This window comes from Leptothrix toolikensis (SeqCode), from assembly GCF_057922285.1.
Map to the genome: position 1 here is coordinate 1 of NZ_JBYSVC010000033.1, position 21,226 is coordinate 21,226.

At 59.8% G+C, this 21,226-nt stretch carries 19 protein-coding genes and 1 other annotated feature; of the genes, 10 read left to right on the forward strand and 9 right to left on the reverse strand.

Features of this window, described 5'->3' with window-relative positions; all coding sequences use genetic code 11:
* From AC3VI7_RS06740 to dnaA, 7 genes are all read right to left on the reverse strand, one after another.
* Window positions 1–1,246 (reverse strand): PhoX family protein (locus AC3VI7_RS06740; RefSeq protein ID WP_489671433.1); only part of this gene is annotated, 1,246 nt, incomplete at its 3' end.
* 303 nt (window positions 1,247–1,549) lie between these two features.
* Window positions 1,550–2,137 carry an SLATT domain-containing protein gene (locus AC3VI7_RS06745; RefSeq protein WP_489671244.1) on the reverse strand — a complete coding sequence of 196 codons (588 nt, stop codon included), beginning with the start codon at window positions 2,135–2,137 and terminating at the stop codon, window positions 1,550–1,552.
* Window positions 2,134–3,420 (reverse strand): SMODS domain-containing nucleotidyltransferase, encoded by a 1,287-nt coding sequence (locus AC3VI7_RS06750; RefSeq protein WP_489671245.1) that lies wholly within the window; start codon window positions 3,418–3,420, stop codon window positions 2,134–2,136. The genes AC3VI7_RS06745 and AC3VI7_RS06750 overlap by 4 nt, the downstream gene beginning before the upstream one ends.
* A gap of 57 nt (window positions 3,421–3,477) precedes the next feature.
* Window positions 3,478–4,706, reverse strand: a protein-coding gene (locus AC3VI7_RS06755; RefSeq protein WP_489671246.1) for an IS3 family transposase whose coding sequence is annotated in 2 segments (ribosomal slippage) — window positions 3,478–4,415 and window positions 4,415–4,706 — 1,230 coding nt in all. Because the reading frame shifts where the segments join, the coding sequence is not laid out codon by codon here.
* Window positions 4,312–4,428 (reverse strand) — a sequence feature (AL1L pseudoknot). It overlaps the preceding gene by 117 nt.
* Window positions 4,707–4,875: 169 nt before the next feature.
* Entirely contained in the window at window positions 4,876–7,380 is a 2,505-nt protein-coding gene (gene gyrB / locus AC3VI7_RS06760; RefSeq protein ID WP_489669582.1) for a DNA topoisomerase (ATP-hydrolyzing) subunit B, read from the reverse strand.
* 83 nt (window positions 7,381–7,463) lie between these two features.
* The gene (gene dnaN, locus AC3VI7_RS06765; protein WP_489669564.1) at window positions 7,464–8,618 is read right to left on the reverse strand and encodes a DNA polymerase III subunit beta; all 1,155 of its coding nucleotides are present in this window, start codon (window positions 8,616–8,618) and stop codon (window positions 7,464–7,466) included.
* Between the two features lie 81 nt (window positions 8,619–8,699).
* A complete protein-coding gene (dnaA, locus tag AC3VI7_RS06770; protein ID WP_489669565.1) occupies window positions 8,700–10,148 on the reverse strand; it encodes a chromosomal replication initiator protein DnaA in 1,449 nt (482 codons plus the stop codon).
* Window positions 10,149–10,430: 282 nt separating this feature from the next.
* On the opposite strand from dnaA, the gene rpmH reads away from it, so the two are divergent.
* The 6 genes from rpmH (at window position 10,431) to AC3VI7_RS06800 (ending at window position 15,295) form a co-directional block, all read left to right on the forward strand.
* Window positions 10,431–10,565: a 50S ribosomal protein L34 gene (gene rpmH / locus AC3VI7_RS06775; RefSeq protein WP_369417518.1), complete on the forward strand. Its 135-nt coding sequence runs from the start codon at window positions 10,431–10,433 to the stop codon at window positions 10,563–10,565.
* A 33-nt stretch (window positions 10,566–10,598) separates the two neighbouring features.
* A complete protein-coding gene (locus AC3VI7_RS06780; protein ID WP_489669566.1) occupies window positions 10,599–11,084 on the forward strand; it encodes a ribonuclease P protein component in 486 nt (161 codons plus the stop codon).
* Entirely contained in the window at window positions 11,081–11,359 is a 279-nt protein-coding gene (gene yidD, locus AC3VI7_RS06785) for a membrane protein insertion efficiency factor YidD (protein WP_489669567.1), read from the forward strand. The genes AC3VI7_RS06780 and yidD overlap by 4 nt, the downstream gene beginning before the upstream one ends.
* A complete protein-coding gene (yidC, locus tag AC3VI7_RS06790) occupies window positions 11,356–13,032 on the forward strand; it encodes a membrane protein insertase YidC (RefSeq protein ID WP_489669568.1) in 1,677 nt (558 codons plus the stop codon). The genes yidD and yidC overlap by 4 nt, the downstream gene beginning before the upstream one ends.
* A gap of 324 nt (window positions 13,033–13,356) precedes the next feature.
* The gene (mnmE, locus tag AC3VI7_RS06795) at window positions 13,357–14,760 is read left to right on the forward strand and encodes a tRNA uridine-5-carboxymethylaminomethyl(34) synthesis GTPase MnmE (RefSeq protein WP_489669569.1); all 1,404 of its coding nucleotides are present in this window, start codon (window positions 13,357–13,359) and stop codon (window positions 14,758–14,760) included.
* Between the two features lie 55 nt (window positions 14,761–14,815).
* Window positions 14,816–15,295, forward strand: a complete 480-nt coding sequence (locus AC3VI7_RS06800; RefSeq protein WP_489669570.1) for a cyclic nucleotide-binding domain-containing protein — start codon at window positions 14,816–14,818, stop codon at window positions 15,293–15,295.
* Between the two features lie 5 nt (window positions 15,296–15,300).
* Here AC3VI7_RS06800 and AC3VI7_RS06805 read toward each other — a convergent pair whose 3' ends face one another.
* Entirely contained in the window at window positions 15,301–17,301 is a 2,001-nt protein-coding gene (locus AC3VI7_RS06805; protein ID WP_489669571.1) for a monovalent cation:proton antiporter family protein, read from the reverse strand.
* Window positions 17,302–17,449: 148 nt separating this feature from the next.
* Here AC3VI7_RS06805 and AC3VI7_RS06810 point away from each other — a divergent pair, with 148 nt between their 5' ends.
* Genes AC3VI7_RS06810 through AC3VI7_RS06825 form a run of 4 tightly spaced genes read left to right on the forward strand, consistent with a single transcriptional unit; the run spans window position 17,450 to window position 20,506 of the window.
* Window positions 17,450–18,397: a KpsF/GutQ family sugar-phosphate isomerase gene (locus AC3VI7_RS06810; protein WP_489669573.1), complete on the forward strand. Its 948-nt coding sequence runs from the start codon at window positions 17,450–17,452 to the stop codon at window positions 18,395–18,397.
* Window positions 18,397–19,020, forward strand: a complete 624-nt coding sequence (locus AC3VI7_RS06815; RefSeq protein ID WP_489669574.1) for a KdsC family phosphatase — start codon at window positions 18,397–18,399, stop codon at window positions 19,018–19,020. The genes AC3VI7_RS06810 and AC3VI7_RS06815 overlap by 1 nt, the downstream gene beginning before the upstream one ends.
* Complete coding sequence (lptC, locus tag AC3VI7_RS06820; RefSeq protein ID WP_489669575.1) at window positions 19,017–19,709, forward strand: LPS export ABC transporter periplasmic protein LptC; 693 nt, start codon at window positions 19,017–19,019, stop codon at window positions 19,707–19,709. Before AC3VI7_RS06815 ends, lptC begins: the two co-directional genes overlap by 4 nt.
* A complete protein-coding gene (locus tag AC3VI7_RS06825) occupies window positions 19,706–20,506 on the forward strand; it encodes an SDR family oxidoreductase (RefSeq protein WP_489669576.1) in 801 nt (266 codons plus the stop codon). Before lptC ends, AC3VI7_RS06825 begins: the two co-directional genes overlap by 4 nt.
* Window positions 20,507–20,577: 71 nt before the next feature.
* Here AC3VI7_RS06825 and rbp read toward each other — a convergent pair whose 3' ends face one another.
* Window positions 20,578–21,096, reverse strand: a complete 519-nt coding sequence (gene rbp / locus AC3VI7_RS06830; protein WP_489669577.1) for an RNA-binding regulator — start codon at window positions 21,094–21,096, stop codon at window positions 20,578–20,580.
* Between the last annotated feature and the right edge of the window lie 130 nt (window positions 21,097–21,226).

Sequence of the window (21,226 nt, forward strand, 5' to 3'; positions counted from 1 at the left end):
CTTCGCCTTGATCGGCAAAGCCGTTGGCGGGCGTCAAGGGGCCTTGACCGTGAACCAGCGGCAGCCATGCGCCCTTGCCGTCTGTGTCGAAGCGGGCGACGAACAGCGTGCCGTGGTCGAGCAAGGTTGCGTTGGCGTGTGCGCCGCCCGGTTGAATCGGATCGCGGCTGACGAATTTGTAGATGTATTCGAAGCGGGCATCCTCGCCCATGTAGATCACAGCGTGGTTGTCCCGGGTCACGGCCACCGTGGCCCCTTCGTGGGCGGCACGACCCAAGGCGGTGCGCTTGATGGGCGTGCTGCTGGGGTTGAAGGGGTCGATCTCGACCACCCAGCCGAAACGATTGGGTTCGTTGGGGTGACGGCTGGCGTCGAAGCGTTCGTCAAATTCGTGCCAGCGGTACAGGGCGGCATCGACCTTTTTCAGGCCCCAGCGCTTGCCGTGGGCATCGGGCGGGGTGGGGCAGTTGAAGTAATGGCTGAAGTTTTCTTCGCAACTGAGGTACGTGCCCCACGGCGTGAGACCGCTGGCGCAGTTGTTGAGGGTGCCGCGCACCCGCGTGCCGCTGGGGTCGGCAGCGGTCTTTATCAGCGCATGGCCGGCGGCGGGGCCGCTGAGCGTGATGGGCGATTCAGCGGTGATGCGCCGCGCCCACGGTGAGGGCTGCACATGTTGCCAACGCTGATCCAGCCACTCGATCTCGATCACCGAGATGCCGTGCGCGGCTTGCGACTTCTTGACCTTGGCCGCCGTCCACGTCTTCATACCATCGGTGTGCAGCAGACCGTCATCGGTGTACTCGTGGTTCATCACCAAGAGCCCGTGGGTCGAGGAGCCGTCGATGGGAAAGTAGTGGATGCCGTCGTGATGCATGCCCATCTGCGCTTGCTGCTCGGCAGCGCTGTTGCTGGCATCGAAGCGAAACGCCGGCATTTCGCCCGAAAGGCCCACCGGCTCGCCCCAAGCGGCCAGCGCTTGCGTCACATAGCCTTGCGGCACGCTCACGGCATCTACCCTGGCCACAGGCACGCTTTTGAAGCCCAACAGCGCCCCCGCCCCGTGGCTGCTCCCCATGTCTGCCAGGCTGGCGCAACCTCCCAGACCCCATCCTGCCGCACCCATCGCGCCCATCAGGGCACCCAAGCCACCCCGCAAGACAACCCGCCGGGCGGGGTCGGAGACTTCATGGATGCTGGTGTTGGCCGATGGATTGCTGTCTTCCATCGTCGAGAAGTCTTTGGACATGGCGCGTTCTCCGTCACAGGTTCGTCTGAAGACCGAACCATCGCAGCCTGGTGTGACGGCGCTGTGACAGGGAACGCGCGCGGATCTGTCGGATGACACGACTATTGCAAAACATACCGTTGTCGCGAAACGCTTTTTTCATCGTACTTGTCACAGCGACATCCAACGATGTCACGGAAAGTGAAAAGTCTATGCATCCGCGACACCATTCATGAAAAATTCCTGAGCGGCGCGCGATTGCTAGTTGCCCATAGATCCGAAGATCTGTCCGCGCCGATTCAAATCTGAGCGATCGCTAAGCAGTCAAACACATACCCAATTTCTGACGCCAAAAGCCAAAGCTGCAATCGCCATTATTGCCATCCAAAACATAAATGACAATGGGAGTTTGTCGCGAAATAACTTGAATTTCTTTTGCTCATCCACCCAATCTATCTGGTACTGCCAAAAGAACTTGTAGTGCGCGTACCAGTCGCTAAATAAAATCTGCTTACTAATGCAAACCGCGTAATAATCATCCTCGATCGCGTGAAGCTGATCCTCAAATAATTTAACATCGTCGCCTACATGGCCCTGCACGCTTCTATACAAGTCCCTGAGCGCATTAAACTGCATCGTAAGTTTATTTGCGCTTTCGGCATATTCCGCTTTACTCGACTCATAGAACGTAATATACAAGGCGATTAGCCCAAAGACAATAAATGCAGCCGAGAGATGCTTTTCTGACAACTTATCATAAATCAGAGAGAATATTCCAAAGGCAGTAGATAAAAATCCGATAAGCCCGGGTATCTTATCAACAATGTCGTATGTCGCCCAATGCTTTCGTCCACCAAAACCTACGTTGTACGCGGTCTCGGCAATAGACTTTAATAGTTGATCTTTTTTCATTCAATTGGTACGTGGATGCGGTCTTTCGCCACAACCACGTTCTCCTTTAGGATATAACACTCCACGACGTGATCGCCGTGAAAGTCCGTAGTTTCAACGATCTCATTGCCGCCTTTACTTATCGTCCCACGCGTACATTTCCGGCGAAATGCCTCATCGCCACGATTTAAGACTTTCCACAAAACTGTGTAGTCTCCCGGCACATCGCAAGAATCAATATAGAAGCGAAGTTTCTTTTTGCGACCTAGCGGCAATTTCCGTCGCAAGAATTCTCGAAGCAAATACTCACGAAAACCATTCTGCGATACTTCACACTCAAGGTGAAGAGGGTATCGAATATCAACCGGCCAAAGATCCTCAATGAACTGCTCAGAAGATCTGAACCCATCGTAGGCTTCAACAGCAACCGAGGCTTGTGCCTTAGTTGTGGTATCGGGATAGTCTCCCCCGTATATTTTTTGCCACTTCGCTGATCCTGTGTCTTTCCCGGCTGCCTCAATAGCTTCTAAGGCAAGGTCGTATGCTTTTTTTGCCGGCTTTTGAAACGAAGATTTCACGCGCACTCGTTGCCCGCTTCCCAGCGCTGCAAAGTAATCTTGTCGCGGCAATTCTGACAGGTATTTAAAAAAATCCCTGCTCATCCAATCGTAGTAGAGGTAGCTTTTGTCATCATAGGCATTTGTGTCTCGCAGAAAATTATGCGCAAGGGTGTCGATCAAGAGCCCACCAATTCCGACACCATGCTTGTTTTTCCAAGCGCGCGCCATCTTACATAGGCGGCGGAGATTTTTATTTTTCTCTGCCACAAACTCCGTCACGGCTGAAATTTCTTCGCGAGGCTTTGTTGTCTTCCAACTTCCCCCTGAATACGTGTCCGGATATTTGAAGCTCTTATCAGCCTGCTCAAATACTGGCTGTGCCTCAACGTGGAAATCATTATAGAGGATACGCACCACCAACCGATCAACATATATTTCTGTTCGCGGATATCGGTCCTTTATTGCTGACTTTGTTCGTTCAAGCAATGCGTATTGACCACCATCCTTGTATTTTTCCCAGAGCGAGGCGGGGACAATGTAAAGCATATCAAGATCAGATACGCCTTTGATAGCCGTCCACCGCCCATACGAGCCAACTTGAAGCGTATTGGCTGTTTTACTATCCGAATCCCTGAACTCCTTATTTAATGCAGATGTAATCTCCCCATACCTAAGGCTAATCTGTTCGTCGTTCGGTACTTTTATGTTTGATAAAAACTGCTTGAAGTTGTCTGAAACACTCAATTTTTCCTCCTAGCATTTTGAATCGCCCCGGGTTTTGGGGAGGCTGTTTGATTGAAGTCAGGCCACCACCGTGGTGGCGTGACAGGCGAGTTGGCGATAGTAGTTCTCAGCTTCTGCGGGTGGCATGTAGCCAATGGGCTCCAGCAAACGGTGATGGTTGAACCAAGCGACCCATTCCAAGGTGGCCATCTCCACCGCCTCCCGGCTCTTCCATGGCGCTCGCCGGTGAATCAGCTCCGCCTTGTACAGGCCGTTGATCGTTTCAGCCAAGGCGTTGTCGTAGCTGTCCCCTTTGCTGCCAACCGAAGGCTCAATGCCGGCCTCGGCCAAGCGTTCGCTGTAGCGGATCGAGACGTACTGCGAACCACGGTCTGAGTGGTGAATCAGGCTGCTGTCGCGTTCGGGTCGGCGCGCATAGAGCGCTTGCTCCAGCGCATCAAGCACGAAGTCCGTGCGCATGGAACGGCTCACTCGCCAGCCCACAATGCGCCGGGCAAACACATCGATGACGAAGGCCACATACAACCAGCCCTGCCACGTCGAAACGTAGGTGAAGTCAGAAACCCAGAGCTGGTTGGGCCGATCAGCCCGGAATTGGCGCTTGACCCGGTCTTGCGGGCACACCGCCTTGCTGTCGCTCATCGTCGTGCGCACCACCTTGCCACGCCTGACCCCGCGCAAACCGCGCTGACGCATCAACCGCTCAACGGTGCAGCGCGCAACCGCCGTGCCCTCGCGCGCAAGTTGCCGCCAGACTTTGTCCGCACCGTACACCTGCATGTTGGCCTGCCAGATGCCCTCAATCTGCGCTCCCAACAGCTCGTCACGCTGTCGGCGTGCACAGCGCAGGCCGGGGTTGCGGCGCTCTGCCACGTATCGCCAGTAGCTCGATGGGGCAACCTGCAACGCCTTGCAGATCAACTCGACCCCGTGCGCTGGGCGATGTTCGTCGATAAAGGTCATCATGACTTGAGTCGGCGGTCGAGTTCCGCCTGGGCGAAAAACGCGCTGGCCAGTTTGAGAATCTCATTGGCGCGGCGCAGTTCCTTGACCTCACGCTCGAGTTCCTTGACGCGCTGCGCATCCGCTGACGTCACACCCTCGCGCATGCCGATGTCGATCTCATGGCGCTGGACCCAGCCCAGCAGCTTGGGTGGGACACAACCGATCTTGGGCGCTATCGACTCGATGGTGGCCCACAGGGATGGATACTCTGCGCGGTGCTCCTGCACCATCCGCACGGCTCGCTTACGGACCTCGGGTGAGAACTTGGTGGACTTGTTCATGGCTCTATCTTCTCAAGAGTTTGAGCCTCCTCTATTCCCGGGGCGATTCACTTTTTCACTAACCGTGTCAGCAATTTTTCACTAACCGTGTCAGCAATTTTTCACTAACCGTGTCAGCAATTTTTCACCAACTTGGCGAGGTTTTCACTTTCCGTGTCACCCGACAGGATCACGCGTCGATATTCCCCGCTCTGAGCGCGTTGGTTTCGATGAAGTCGCGGCGGGGTTCGACCTCGTCGCCCATGAGCATGGTGAAAACGCGGTCGGCTTCGATGGCGTCTTCGATTTGCACGCGCAGCAAGCGGCGCACCGTGGGGTCCATGGTGGTTTCCCAGAGCTGGCCGGGGTTCATTTCACCCAGACCCTTGTAGCGCTGGCGGCTGACGCTGCTTTCGGCTTGGGCCATCAGCCAAGCCATGGCGGCGCGGAAGTCGCTGACCTTGGTGGATTTCTGCCGCTCGCCTTCGCCGCGCTTGACCACCGCTTCGGCGGTGAGCAAGTCGTTGAAGGTCAGACCGGCCAAGCTCAGGGCTTGGTAGTCGGCGCCGTGCAGGAAGTCTTGGGTGATGACGCTGCTCTTGACGTTGCCGTGGTGCCGGCGGCTGATGCGCAGGATGCGTTTGTCGGTGTGCGCGTCGTGCTCGGCGCTGACTTCGGCGTCGTGCAGGGCGGCCTTCAGCGCGGCGGCGCTGGCTTGGGCTTGTTCGGTGTCGTCGAGCGAGAGGATCAAGCCATCAGAGATCGCGCGCAGCGCTTCCATGTCCATCCAGTTGCCCAGACGATCAATCACATGGGTGGCTTGGACGTACTGGCGAGCCAGCTCTTCGAGGGCTGGGCCATGGATGGCCGCGCGGCCTTCGCCGGGCTCCACGCTGGCACCGTCCAAGGCGACTTTGAGCAAGTAGATGTCGAGCTCGCCAGCGTCCTTGAGGTACTGCTCGTGCTTACCGTGCTTGACCTTGTAGAGCGGCGGCTGGGCGATGTAGATGTGGCCGCGCTCGACCAGATCAAGCATCTGGCGGTAGAAGAAGGTCAGCAGCAGGGTGCGGATGTGCGCGCCGTCCACGTCGGCGTCGGTCATGATGATGATGCGGTGGTAGCGCAGCTTGTCGGGGTTGAAGTCGTCCCCGCCCATGCCTTTGCCGATGCCAGTGCCCAAGGCGGTGATCAGCGTCAGGATTTCATTGCTGGTCAGTAGCTTTTCGTAGCGCGCTTTTTCCACGTTCAAAATCTTGCCGCGCAGCGGCAGAATCGCTTGGAACTTGCGGTCCCGCCCTTGCTTGGCCGAGCCCCCGGCCGAATCCCCTTCGACGAGGTAGATCTCGCACAGCGCGGGGTCTTTTTCTTGGCAGTCGGCCAGCTTGCCCGGCAGGCCCATGCCGTCGAGCACACCCTTGCGGCGCGTCATTTCGCGCGCTTTGCGGGCAGCGTCACGGGCGCGGGCGGCGTCCACGATCTTGCCGCAGATGATCTTGGCGTCGGTCGGGTTCTCCAGCAGCCAGTCGGTCAGCAGACGGCCGACGATGTCTTCCACCGGCGCGCGCACTTCTGAGGACACCAGCTTGTCCTTGGTCTGGCTGGAGAACTTGGGCTCAGGCACCTTGACGCTGACCACGCAGGCCAAGCCTTCGCGCATGTCGTCACCCGCGATATCGACCTTGGCCTTTTTGGCGATGTCGTTGTCGTCGATGTACTTGTTGATCACCCGGGTCATCGCGGCGCGCAAGCCGGTGAGGTGGGTGCCGCCGTCACGCTGCGGGATGTTGTTGGTGAAACAGAGCACGTTTTCGTTGTAGCTCTCGTTCCACTGCATCGAGACTTCCACACCGACGTTGGTCTGGTTGTCACTCATCTTGTCGCCACGGGCGTGGAAGATATTGCTGTGCAGCACCTTCTTGCCGATGTTGATGAACTCAACAAAACCCTTCACGCCGCCGGCGTAGGCGAAGTTGTCTTCTTTGTTGGTGCGCTCATCGAGGAGGCGGATCTTGACGCCGTTGTTCAGGAACGAGAGTTCGCGCAGCCGTTTGGCCAAGATCTCGTAGTGAAAGTCGATGTTGTTGAAGATCGTTTCATCGGGCAGGAAATGCACCTCGGTGCCGCGCCGATCGGTGTCGCCGCTGATGCGCATCGGGCTGGTTTCGACGCCGTCACGCAACTCGATGAGGCGATTTTGCGGCACGCCTTGCTTGAACTCCAGCGTGTGGGCCTTGCCGCCTTGGCGCACCGTCAGGCGCAGCCATTTCGACAGGCCATTGACGCAACTCACACCCACGCCGTGTAGGCCGCCCGAGACCTTGTAGCTGTTTTGGTTGAACTTGCCGCCAGCGTGCAACTCGGTCAGGGCGATTTCAGCCGCCGAGCGCTTGGGCTCGTGCTTGTCGTCCATCTTGACGCCGGTCGGGATGCCCCGGCCGTTGTCGGTGACGGAGATCGAGTTGTCGGCGTGGATCGTGACGGTGATGTCGTCGCAATGACCGGCCAGCGATTCGTCGATCGAGTTGTCCACCACCTCGAACACCAAGTGGTGCAAGCCGGTGCCGTCTGAGGTGTCGCCGATGTACATGCCCGGGCGCTTGCGCACCGCTTCCAGGCCTTCGAGGATCTGGATGCTGCTCTCGTCGTAGGCGGCCGAAATTTCGGCTGCGGAAGAGGTTTGTTGGTCGTCGCTCATGTCGTCGGGTCGCTCATTGGGTCGGTCGGTCATGGCGCAGCGCTGGGCTGCGCGCCGGGGTGTCATGCGTCGTGCGGCGGGGCTCAGATCCGCATCGGCATCACCACGTATTTGAAGCCGGCTTGCTCCGGCACGGTCAGCAAGGCGGAGCTGTTGGTGTCTTGCAGCGAAATCGTTACCCGATCTTGGCTGATGTTGCCCAGCACATCCATGAGGTAGGTGATGTTGAAGCCGATCTCGATGCTGTCGCCGGCGTAGTCGATTTCCAGCTCTTCCTTGGCTTCTTCCTGTTCGGCGTTGCTGGCCGCAATGCGCAGCGTGCCGGGTTCGAAGTTGAGCTTGACGCCCTTGAACTTGTCACTGGTCAGGATGGCCGCGCGTTGCAGGCCCGACAGCAGCGGCACCCGGCCGAGGGTGACGTGGTTTTTATGGTTCTTGGGGATGACACGGTTGAAGTCCGGGAACTTGCCTTCGACCAGCTTGGTGATGAACTCCATGCCGCCGAAATTGAATTTGGCTTGGTTACCGGCAAAGCGCATCTCGATGGGTGCGCCTTGGGGGTCACCCTCCTTGGCTTCTTTGGCCGCAGCCTTGTCGGACTTGTCGTCCTTGAGCAAGCGTTGCAGCTCCAGCACGGTCTTGCGCGGCAGGATCACTTCTTGGCGCGGCATCTCGATGGCCAAGGTGGCTTGGGCCAGAGCCAAGCGATGCCCGTCGGTGGCCACCAGCGTCAGGGTCTTGCCCTCCGCGACGAACAAGATGCCGTTCAGGTAGTAGCGAATGTCGTGCACCGCCATGGCGAAATGCACTTGGTCGATCAGGCTCTTGAGGGTCTTTTGCGGCACGCTGAAAGCGGGGCCGAAGTCGGCAGCCTCTTGCACCAGCGGGAAGTCTTCAGCCGGCAGGGTTTGAAGCGTGAAGCGGCTCTTGCCGCCTTGCAGGGTGACCTTGTTTTGGGCGGCGCTGAGCGACACGACTTGGTCGGCGGGCAGGGTGCGCAGGATGTCGATCAGCTTGCGCGCACCGATGGTGGTGCTGAAGCTGCCGCTGTCGCCGCCGAGCTCGGCGCTGGTGCGGATCTGGATTTCAAGGTCGCTGGTGATGCATTCGATCCGGCCGCCCTCTTTGCGGATGAGTACATTGGCCAAGATGGGCAAGGTCTGACGTCTTTCGACGATACCGGCCACGGCCTGCAAGGTGGCAACGATGTTTTCTTGCGCGGCTTTCAACACAATCATGTCAAGGTCTCTTCAGTGATTCGGTGATGGGACGGTGGGGGCGGTGGAGCGACATTTTCCCGCAAGCGTCGGGGACGAGGCTTAACCTTTGAGCGTTTGTTCCAGCACGTGCAGTTGCTGGTTGAGTTCGGCGCTGTTGGGCCGTTCGGCCCCGATTTTGCGCACGGCGTGCAACACGGTGGTGTGGTCGCGCCCACCAAAGAGCTCACCGATTTCCGGCAAGCTCTTTTGGGTCATTTCTTTGGCCAAGTACATGGCAATTTGGCGCGGCCGTGCAATGCTGGCTGGGCGCTTCTTGGAGTACATGTCGGCGATCTTGATCTTGTAGAAGTCGGCCACGGTTTTTTGGATGTTTTCCACCGAGATTTGCCGGTTCTGGATCGAGAGCAGATCTTTGAGCGCTTCGCGGGCCAGCGCGATGTTGATGTCCTTGTGCGAGAAGCGCGAGTAAGCCAGCACCTTGCGCAGCGCTCCTTCAAGCTCACGCACATTGGCGCGCACGTTTTTGGCGATGAAAAAAGCCACATCCTCAGGCATACGGCTGCCTTCGGCGTCGGTCTTCTTCATCAAGATGGCCACGCGCATTTCTAGCTCGGGCGGCTCAATGGCCACCGTCAAGCCGGCATCGAAACGACTGGTCAAGCGCTCGTCGATGTCCACCAACCCCTTGGGGTAGGTGTCGCTGGTCATGATGATGTGGGCCTTCTTGGCCAGCAGCGCTTCGAAGGTGTTGAAAAACTCTTCTTGGGTGCGTTCCTTGCCCGCAAAAAACTGCACGTCATCAATCAGAAGCAGATCAAGCGAGTGGTACTTGGCTTTGAGCTCGTCAAAGGTCTTGCGCTGATAGTTGCGCACCACGTCCGAGATGAACTGCTCGGCGTGCAAGTACAGCACCCGGGCCTCTGGGTTGGCGCGCAGCAAAGCGTTGCCAACCGCGTGGATCAAGTGCGTCTTGCCCAAGCCCACACCGCCATAGATGAACAGCGGGTTGTACATGTGGCTGGGCGCTCCCACCACATGCAGCGAGGCGGTGCGCGCCATCTGGTTGGCGCGCCCAGCCACCAAGGTGTCGAAGGTCAGGCCCGGGTTGAGCTTGCCTCGGCCCACGCTACTCGCTGCTGTGCTTAGGGCGGGCGGCGGTGGGGCTGCTGCTGTCGCTGCTGTGGCGGGTGCCGTGATCGCCGCATGGGTGGTGATGGCGGTTGTGCTGGATGGGTTGGGCGTGCTGGCTGTGTCCGGGATGGGGGTGGGGCTGGGCGCACGCGCTTGAAGATCACGCGGCAGGATCGACAGCTCAAGCCGCACGGGCTGACCCGCCAACTCACTGAGCAGCGCCTCGATGCGCGCGCTGTATTGGCTGCGGATCCAGTCCATCTTGAAGCGATTGGGCACCCGCAGGCTCACCTTGAACTCACCGGCTGTCTCGCTGATTTCGGCAGGAGGCAGGGGGCGAATCCAAGTGTTGAATTGCTGTTCGGGCAATTCGGCGGCGAGGCGTTCACAGCCGAGTTGCCACAGGTCGGTACGCATGGCGGGATTGTGGACAACTTGCGAGGAGGGGCGCGATTGTAATGAGATCGCGCGAAAAAGGTACGAGGTTATCCACAGTTTTTGCACGGCGGTCAATCCCCGTGTGATGTGGGCGTCTTGCGTTCGATACAAGCCCTTAGCCATTGACCAAGATGACAAAATTTGCTGTAATCGGCGGTTTTTCCAATCGTTAGGGAAAGTGGCGTTTTTCGTCCGTCTCTGACTTGACACACCGCCTACAGCGCCTGAATTCGCGGTGTCGGGCGAAACCAAGGACTTGAAATGAAACGTACTTATCAGCCCTCCAAGATTCGTCGCGCTCGCACGCATGGCTTTCTTGTGCGTATGAAGACCCGTGGTGGCCGCCATGTGCTGAATGCACGTCGCGCCAAGGGCCGCAAGCGCCTCGGCGTCTGATGTCCACCGTCGGCTTGACGGTCTCACGCATGCATGAATGCTAGGGCTGTTGTGCTGACAGCGTTGTGCGGTGCGGCGCATTTCAGCGCGGCCATGGCCACCAAGCCGTGGGCGCGAAGCCCGCATTTTTTTGTGCACTACGTGCCTGTGAAAAAAAATAAAACAGCGTTGCCAACATCGGACATCCCCGAGTTATCAACAAAGTTGTCCACAGAGTTGCCAACAACGCAGCTCGATGAGCTTATGCTGGGCATGGTGGTCCCCAAACGCCACGCACGCCGGGCTGTGACGCGCGTCTTGTTGCGTCGCCAAATCCGTGCGTCGATGGCGCAACACCGCGATGCGTTGTTGCATGGCATTTGGGTGGTGCGTTTGCGCGCACCCATCGACCGCCAAGCTTTTGTCAGTGCGTCTTCGGAGCTGCTGCTGACCGCAGTCAAGGCCGAAATCGCGACCCTTTTTGACGATGTGTTGCGCCGTTGTCGCTCCGCGCGCATGGCGGCTTTGCCTGCACCATGACTGTGCTGGATCGCGCGGTTCAATGGTTTCTGGTTGGCTTGGTGCGGGCTTATCGCTTGTTGCTGAGCCCTTGGCTGGGTTCCTCTTGTCGGTTCGAGCCCACCTGTTCGGCTTATGCGCTCCAAGCGTTGAACCAGCACGGCGGCCTGACGGGTGCCCGGCTGAGTGCCGGGCGCTTGTTGCGTTGCCACCCGTGGTGTGCCGGTGGCTTGGACCCCGTGCCGCAACAGCCGGCTCGTCTTTTCACTGATTTGCTTCGAAAGACCTCGAAATGAGCGATCTGCGCCGTGCCCTGATCTGGGGCCTTTTCACCTTGTCGTTGGTGATGCTGTGGGATGGTTGGAACACCGCCAACGGCCGGCCGTCGCTTTTTGCGCCCCAGCCCGTGGCGACGAGCAAGAGTGCTCCCACGGCGGCGTCTACGACCGCTGCAACCGCCAGCCATAAGGCTGAAGCTGGTGCTGGTGCTGCAACAACGACGTCAACAGCGTTGGCTACGAGTGAAGTGATCCGTATCTCGACCGATGTGATGCACGTGGCCCTTGATACGCGTGGCGGCAGCTTGGTCGAGTTGGATTTGCTCAAGCACCGCGAGGAGCGCACCGACGCTGACCCCGTCGCGCATGCCGTGCGGCTGTTTTCGCATACCGGCGCGCAGATTTATCAGGCGGATAGTGGTTTGCTGGCCGCTTTGAGCGCTGATCCCGCGCTGCCCAATCACCAGACCGTGATGACGCTGCTGCCCGGACCGCTCCAGCTCCAAGAGGGCCAAAACGAATTGACGGTGGTCTTTGAGTCGCCCGAAGTCGGTGGCGTGCGCTTGCGCAAGAGCTACGTGTTTCACCGGGGTGACTACACCGTGCAGGTGCGTCACGAGGTGATCAACCACGGCGCGGCGGCGGTTGCCCCGCAGCTTTATCTGCAATTGGTTCGCCACGGCGAGGTGTCGAGTCAAAGCATGTTCATGGCTCCCTCCGCCTTTACAGGGCCGGCGGTCTATACCGATGAGGCCAAGTATCAAAAGGTTGAGTTCAGCGACATCCAAAAGGGCAAAGCTTCACATGCCACCCGGGCGGATAACGGCTGGGTGGCGATGGTGCAGCATTACTTCACCAGTGCATGGTTGATGGCCGACAAGCTGCCGCGCGAGTTCCGTACCCGCACTGAAGGCAGCAATTTGTACTCGGTGTCGATGTTGCTGAGCTTGCCGGCGATTGCACCGGGAGCGAGCTACGTGGTGCCGGCGCAGCTCTACGCCGGTCCGCAGGAAGAGTACAAATTGGCCGCGCTGGCCCCTGGGCTGGATCTGGTCAAGGACTACGGGTGGTTGGCGATTTTGGCCAAGCCGCTGTTCTGGTTGCTCGACAAGCTCCATGGCTTGATCGGTAACTGGGGCTGGGCGATCGTGGCTTTGGTGGTGATGCTTAAGGCGGCGTTCTACGGCCTCAACGCCAGTGCCTACCGTTCGATGGGCAAGATGAAGGCGATCAATCCGCGCATCATGGCGCTGCGCGAGCGTCTCAAAGACAAGCCGCAGGAGATGCAGCAGGAGATGATGCGCATCTACCGCGAGGAAAAAGTCAACCCGATCGGTGGCTGCCTACCGATCTTGGTGCAGATGCCCGTGTTCATTGCGCTGTACTGGGTGCTGCTCTCGGCGGTGGAAATGCGCGATGCGCCTTGGATCTTCTGGGTCACCGATTTGTCAGTCAAGGATCCGTTCTATGTCCTGCCTTTGGTGATGACGGCTTCGACCCTGCTGCAAACTTGGCTTAATCCGACGCCACCCGATCCGGTGCAAGCCAAGATGATGTGGGCGATGCCGTTGGTTTTCAGCGTGATGTTCTTCTTCTTCCCCGCTGGCTTGGTGCTTTACTGGGTGACGAACAACCTGCTGTCGATCCTGCAACAGTGGCTGATCAATCGGCAGCTTGGGATCAAGCATTGAGGTGCTGGGCTTCAGCAAAACGTATGGGTGTTTGCTGATCTGTATCAGGCGTCTCAGGTGTGGATTAGGCCCGTGGTTTTTGTCGCACCTTGTCGCCACCTCGACCTGAAGCCGGTTGCGGCCCAGGTTCTCTTGCCTCACTATCGCTGTCGCGGGGCAGACCCGAGGACATAGCCGAGCAGACGAAGACAGCGTGTTTGCGCTGATCGGCCATGTCTTCGGCTCGGGAGATGGAACGCCCATAACAACGGAAGCTCTCCCTCCGCACGAATTCTTTGTTGGCATGGGCCCGGTGAGGCTTTGCGGCATGCACAATGCGCGCCCATGCTGTCTCGACATCACGATCCCATCATCGCCACAGCAACCGCCCCCGGACGGGGTGCTGTGGGCATCGTGCGCTTGTCAGGGCGCGATCTGGCTCCCCTGATTCAAGCCCTGCTGGGGCGCGTGCCGCCGCCACGTCAAGCCACCTACGGCCCTTTTCCTGACGAACACGGCCGCCCCATCGACCAAGGGTTAGCGCTCTACTTTCCCGCGCCCCACAGCTACACCGGCGAGGACGTGCTGGAGCTGCAAGCCCATGGTGGGCCGATCGTGTTGCAACTGCTGATCGCCCGCTGCATGGCTTTGGCGCAGGCCACACAACCGGACGGCACACCTTGGTTGGTGGGTTTGCGCTTGGCGGCCCCGGGCGAATTCACCGAGCGTGCTTTTCTGAACGACAAGATTGATTTGGCCCAAGCCGAGGCGGTCGCCGATTTGATCGACGCTAGCACCGAGGCGGCGGCCCGCAGTGCGGCGCGCTCGCTGGGCGGGGAGTTCTCGCGGCAGATTGAGGCCTTGCGCGATGCGCTGGTCACCTTGCGCATGCTGGTGGAGGCGACGCTGGATTTTCCCGAGGAGGAGATTGATTTCTTGGTGCAGGCCGATGCGCGCGGACGCCTAGGCCGCTTGCATCAGCAACTTGCGTCGATCTTGGATCAAGCCCGTCAGGGGGCACTGCTGCGTGAAGGCTTGCGGGTGGTCATCGCTGGCCAGCCCAACGCGGGTAAAAGCTCGCTGCTCAATGCCTTGGCGGGAGCCGAACTGGCCATCGTCACACCCATTGCGGGCACCACCCGCGACCGCATCAGCAGCACCCTTCAAATCGAAGGTGTGCCGGTGCATGTGGTCGATACGGCGGGTTTGCGGGCCGCGTCTGAAGCCAGTGACGACGTTGAGCGCATTGGTATCGACCGCAGTTGGGAAGCGATTGCTGAGGCCGATGCCGTGCTCTTTTTGCACGATCTGACGCGCATGCACGATGCGGCTTATGTCGCGGCCGACGCCCAGATCGAGGCCCGTTTGCCGCACGACAAGCGTCTCGTGCATGTCTTCAACAAGGCCGATGTCGTGCCCGCTGGCATGGTTATGCCAGCGGGCTTGCAGCTCTCGGCCCGCACAGGTGCGGGGCTGACTGCATTGCGCAGCACCTTGTTGGCGCTGGCAGGGTGGCACGCGGCTCCCGAAGGGGTGTTCATCGCTCGGGCGCGGCATGTCCAAGCCTTGCAACGGGCTCGACATCACATGGAGCAGGCGATCCACTGGGCGGCTTTGGCCGACGGCGCACTTGACGTTCTGGCTGAAGAGCTGCGCTTGGCACACAACGCCTTGGGCGAGATCACTGGGGCATTCAGTGCCGACGATTTGTTGGGTGAAATCTTCAGCAACTTCTGCATTGGCAAGTGATGCTTGATACGGTGATTGCCGTATCATGTGCTTACAAAAGCAAGGAAAAAGAGTCATGGATTACGAAGACTTGATGCGTGCGGTGGAGTCCTTGAATACGGAAGATGCGTTTCGGCTGCGCATGGATGCGTTGCAGTGGCGGGTTTTTGCCAATTACCTCTCACCTCAGGAGTACCGCACGGGGGACCATCTCATCCTTGAAGGTGATCGGGATCGCACCTTGTACATCCTTGGTCAGGGATCGGTACAGCTTTATCCCGGTGTGGCGCATCCGGGTGGGCGGGTGCTTATCTTGCGTCCTGGCGCGGTGTTGGGTGAGGCGGGGCTGTTTCGCGATGGCCCCCATGTGAGCAATGCGGAAGCCATGACACCCGTGGTCGCATGGGCTTTGCGCCTGCCCCGGTTTGAGGAGATGGTGCAGCGTGCGCCAGCTTTGGCGGTGGATGTCATGCGGGCTGCCGGGAGTGTGTTGGTGGCGCGTACCCGCGCCATCCTGCACCGACAAGGCCCTACACCGCCCATGACGGTGTATTGATCGGCTCAGCTTTCGAGTAGTTTTTTCTCGGCCAGCGCGAGCGTTTCCGGCTTGCCTGAGAGCACCAAGACGTCGCCGCTGCCGAGTTGCAGCTCATCGTGGCCTTGAACGACATGACCGTCGGAGCGCCGTACCGACACCACCGACACCCCCATAGCGTGCAAGGCCAAGTGGCCCAAGGTTTTGCCGATGCAGCGTGCGCCGCTGGGCAGGATCACCGATTGCAGTCGATCTTGCGATTGCTCTTCGGCCGTGGTGTCATCGCTACCGTGGAAGTGGCCTCGCAGCAGGCTGTAGCGGGCATCACGCGCGTCGCGGGTGATGCGGATCACCCGTCGCATGGGCACACCGACCAGCGCCAACACATGGCTTGCCAGCATCAACGCCCCTTCCAAGGCCTCCGGGACCACTTCGGTGGCCCCCGCGTTGCGCAGGCGCTCTAAGTCGGTGTCGTCGATGGTGCGCACCAGCACCGGCACCTTGGGGGCATGGGCATGGACATGGTGCAAGACCTTCAAAGCGGATGCTGTGTCGTGATAACTCACCACCACGGCGGTGGCGCGTGACAAGCCGGCGGCGATCAGGCTTTGGGGTCTTGCGGCATCGCCAAACACCACACTCTGGCCCGCAGCGGCCGCTTGACGCACTCGGTCAGGATCAAGATCCAAGGCGATATAGGCCAAGTGTTCTTGCTCCAGCAACCGGGCGAGACTTTGACCACTGCGCCCGTAGCCGCAAATGATGACGTGCTCATCGGTGCGAATGGCGTGCTTGGCGATGGTGGTGAGCTGCACCGATTGCATCAGCCAGTCGGTCGAGGACAGGCGCATGGCAATGCGGTCGCTGTACTGAATGATGAACGGTGTCAGCACCATCGACAGCACCATCGAGGCCAGCACCGGGCTCATCCAGCGCCCACCGATCAGTTGATGTTCGGCTCCCAAGGACAGCAGCACGAAGCCGAATTCACCGGCTTGGGCCAGATACAGCCCGGTACGGATCGCCACGCCTGGTGGCGCGCGGGAGATCAGCGTGAGCAGGGTCACGGTGACGGCCTTGGCCATGATGGGCAAGGTGCTGAGCAGCAAGACCAACCACCATTCGTTAACGACGGCCCGCCAGTCGAGCTTCATGCCGATGGTGATGAAAAAAAGGCCCAGCAAGACATCATGAAAGGGGCGAATGTCGGTCTCGACTTGATGCTTGTATTCGGTCTCAGCAATCAGCATCCCAGCGACGAAAGCACCCAGAGCCAGCGAAAGCCCAGCTTGTTCCGTCATCCATGCCAGGCCCAAGGTCACAAGCAACACGTTGAGGATGAACAGCTCCTCGGATTTGCGCCGCGCCATCAGGGTCAGCCACCAACGCATGACCTTTTGCCCGCCGACCAGCAGCAAGGTGAGTAGCGTGGTGGCCTTGACCATGGCGATCCCCAGACCGATCCATAACTCACGCCCACTTTGTTCCGCCAAGGCCGGGATCAGCACCAGCAAGGGCACGACGGCCAGATCTTGGAAGAGCAGCACGCCCATCACGCGCCGGCCGTGTTCGCTTTCCAGCTCAAGGCGTTCCGCCATCAGCTTGGCGACGATGGCCGTGCTGGACATGGCCAAAGCAGCCCCCAAACCCACCGCACCTTGCCATGTCAGATCCCATGCCCGGCCGAGAATCAAGAAGATGCCGGTGAGCATCAAGTTGCCGATCACTGCGCCACCGATGGTGGTCACCACTTGGCCAAGGCCGAGGCCAAAGACCAAGCGGCGCATGCTCTTGAGCTTGGGCAGGTTGAATTCCAGCCCGATGAGGAACATCAAGAACACCACACCAAACTCGGCCAAATAGCGGATGCCGGCTGAATCGCGCGCTAGCGCCAAGGCGTTGGGACCGATGACGATGCCCACGATCAGATAGCCCAGCATGGCGGGCAGGCGCAACATCCGGCAAGCCACCACACCAGCGACGGCGGCCAGAAGGTAGAGCAGGGCGAGATCGAGGGTGGTGGACATCCAAGTCGAAGCAAGTAGCAGGCCAAGGGCACCGAATGACGCCACGCCTAGAATCGGCGCATCCTATACGAGCCTTCCCCTTCTCTTTGTGAACCCTGTGACGACTGTGACAATTTACCGCCCCTTCGATACAGATCGTGCCATTCGCATGGCCCACCAGACCCTCGACATCGAAGCGCAGGCTTTGCTGCAACTGCGTGCTTTGCAAGGCGATGACTTTGCCCGCGCTGTGGCTGCCATGCTGAGGTGCTCAGGGCGCGTGGTCATCATGGGCATGGGCAAGAGCGGCCACGTCGGCGGCAAGATCGCCGCCACGTTGGCCTCGACGGGTACACCCGCCTTCTTTGTCCACCCGGCTGAAGCCAGCCACGGTGACTTGGGCATGGTGGTGCCGGGCGATGTGGTGCTGGCCATCTCCAACTCGGGTGAGAGTGACGAGTTGGCGGCGATTTTGCCCGCGCTGCGCCGTCTTGGGGTCACGGTCGTGGCGATGACGGGGCGTCCGGAGTCGATGCTGGCGCGTCATGCCGATATCGTGTTGTCCAACTGGGTCGAGAAGGAAGCTTGCCCGCTCAATCTGGCACCCACGGCGAGCACCACGGCGCAGCTCGCGCTGGGTGATGCCTTGGCGGTGGCGTTGCTGGATGCCCGGGGTTTCCGGGAAGATGATTTCGCCCGTTCCCACCCAGGCGGGGCCTTGGGGCGACGTTTGTTGACCCGGGTTCAAGACGTGATGCGCCACGGGGATGATGTGCCCAAGGTGCTGGCCGCGACTGCTTTCACCGACATGATGCGCGAGATGAGCGTCAAGGGCCTCGGAGCCACAGCGGTGGTGGATGCTGCTGGTCGCCTTGTGGGGATCTATACCGATGGCGATCTGCGGCGTTCTGTCGAGCAGGGCCAAGACCTGCGTACCCTCACGGCGGGTGCCGCCATGCATCCAGCGCCGCGTACCATCCAAGCCGACGCTTTGGCGGTCGATGCAGCGGGTCTGATGGAGTCGGCCCGCATCACCACCTTGCTGGTCACCGATGCTGAGGGGTTGCTGGTGGGGGCGCTCAATTCCAACGATCTCATGCGAGCCAAGGTGATCTGATGCTATTCGAACGTTTGAGTCCCTCTCCCCAGCCCCGCACGGTGCTGCCCACGTTGTCTTTCGCCCCCGAGTTGCTGCTGCAAGCCCAAGCTGTGAAAGCTGTGATCTTTGATGTTGATGGCTGCCTCACGGATGGCCGTATCTACATCGGCGAGCAAGGCGAGGAGGTCAAAGCCTTCAATACGCTCGATGGCCATGGGCTCAAGTTGCTTGCGCAGGGGGGCATCGTGCCGATCATCATCACGGGGCGTGATTCACCGGCTGTGCGACGGCGCTGTGCCGATTTGCGGCTGAATCATGCTGTGTTTGGTGTGCATGACAAGCTTGCTGCTGCTGAGCAGCAGCGCCGTGCGCTTCATCTGGATTGGGCCAACATGGCGGTCATGGGTGACGATTGGCCCGACTTACCCTTGATGGTGCGCGCCGCGCTGGCCTGCGCACCGCTCAATGCGCATGCCGAAGTGCGGGCGGCGGCCCATCACATCACCTCCGTGCCTGGGGGCTACGGTGCCGGGCGGGAGTTCTGTGATCTGCTCTTGATGGCCGTGGGGCGTTATGCCGAGTTACTGGCGGGCCATCAAGCGACGCTTGATGCTTCTTCAGCATTCGCGCCACTCGCATGATCGAGCAAAACGATGATGGGGTTGTCCTCCCGCCCTTGGGGGGGCATTCGGCCCCGCTGACCATCGTCCCGAAGTTGCGTTGGTCAGATCGGTTGCGTGGCGCTTTGGCCCTTTACCTGCCGGTCTTGATCATGGCAGCTTTGGCTGCCTTGACGTGGTGGCTGATGAAGAGCACCCCGGGGGCCTCGGTCGTCGCCCAGCCAAGGCCGGTACGCCACGAGGCGGACTATGAAATGCGTGGCTTTTCGATTTGGCGCCACAGTGGTGCTGAGACCACAACAGCGACGCATGGCTTGATCGAAGGGCAGCGGTTGCAACACTACGCTGATACCGAAACCATCGAGATTGAGGGCCTGCGCTTGCGTTGGGTCGATGCCCAAGGGCAGCGCACCCGCGTCACATCGGGGCGGGCGGTCTCAAGGGAGGATGGCCGTGAGGTGCAGCTTTTCGGCGAAGCACATGTCGTGCGTGAAAGCATTTCTGCCGCTTCAGGGCTTGAGTCGCCGCCTTCGCTCGAATTCACGGGATCGAACATGCGCATTGATGCCCACCGAGAACGTATTCAAGCCGACAGTCCGGTGACGCTACACACAGGTCGATCGACGTTCAAGGCCGAAGGTATGAACTACGACCACACCTTGGGCCTGTTGGAGATGCGTGGTGGCGTTCAAGGCGAAGTGCGGCCATGAGCAGCGCCCCTCAAAAAGCGCCGCTGGTCTTCATCACAGGCGCTTCCAGCGGCATCGGGCAAGCCATGGCTTTGGCGTATGCCCAGCAAGGCTGGCGCTTGGCTTTGGTGGCTCGTCGCGTAGAGCCGGTGCAAGCGTGGGCCGACGAGGCTGGCATAGCCGCCCATCAGGTGCGTATTTATGCTGCTGATGTCAGTGACTGCGACAGCATCATCACCGCTGCTGAGAGCTGCCTGAATGCATGGGGTCTGCCGGAGGTGGTGGTGGCTTGTGCGGGAATCAGTCATGGCATCGACCCGACTGAACGGGCCGATCTGGCTGTCTTGGCTGATTTGTTGCATACCAATGTGCTCGGATTGGCCGCAACGTTTCATCCTTTTGTGGCCCCCATGGGTCGCAGAGGCTCAGGAACCTTGGTCGGGGTGGCCAGTGTGGCTGGCATTCGTGGTTTGCCGGGCCATGGTGGCTACTGCGCCAGCAAAGCCGGGGTGATCAGCTACTGCGAGAGCTTGCGCATTGAGTTGGCAGATCAAGGGTTGCAGGTGGTCACCTTGGTGCCCGGGTTCATTGATACCCCCATGACGCGGGGTAATCCGTACCCGATGCCATTCTTGATGCCTGTGGCTGCGTTTGCCCAGCAAGCCTTGAAGGCGATTACTGCTGGGCGGGCCTATGCAGTGATTCCGTGGCCCATGACATGGGTCGTGCGCGGCCTGCGTTGGTTGCCCAACATGCTGTTTGATCGCTTGATGGCCCATCGGCCGCGCAAACCGCGTCGATTGAACCCCAAAAAGTAGAAAAGCACCTGAACCTTTCGGTACAGGTGCCTCGATTGATGAGCTTTGCAGCCCATCAACAGACGGGAAGATCAGTAACCGCCTTGGTCGCCACCACCGCGACGACCACCGCCGCTGCCGCTGCCGCCGCCGCCGTAGGGGCTGCGGAAACCGCCGCCACCACCACCGCCGCCGCCACCGCCACCGCCGCCGAAGCTGCCGCCACGACCACCGCCGCCGCCGAAGCCACCGCCGCCGCCGCCTTCGCGACCGCCGCCACCACCGCCGAAGCCACCACCGCCGCCGCCGCTGCCTTCACGACGGGGACCGCCGTAGGGGCTACGGAAACCGCTCGGGCGCTCTTCACGAGGACGAGCCTCGTTCACAACCACAGCACGACCACCGATGGCTTGACCATTCAGGCCGTTGATTGCGGCTTGGGCTTCCGGATCCGAAGCCATTTCGACAAAGCCGAAACCCTTCGAACGGCCGGTTTCCCGATCCATCATCACCTTGGCGGAGCTGACTGCACCGTAAGCCGAGAAGGCTTGGTTCAGATCTTCATCACGCACACTGTAGGCCAGATTGCCTACGTAAAGCTTATTTCCCATGGAGAGAGCGCCTTTCTCACGTTCCCAAAACTAACTACTGACCATGTGGAGGTGCTAAAGCCAGAACTCATTCCGCAGAAAAGAGAAGGCACTGCATTTCCAAACACGCGGTTGTCATTATGAATGACTC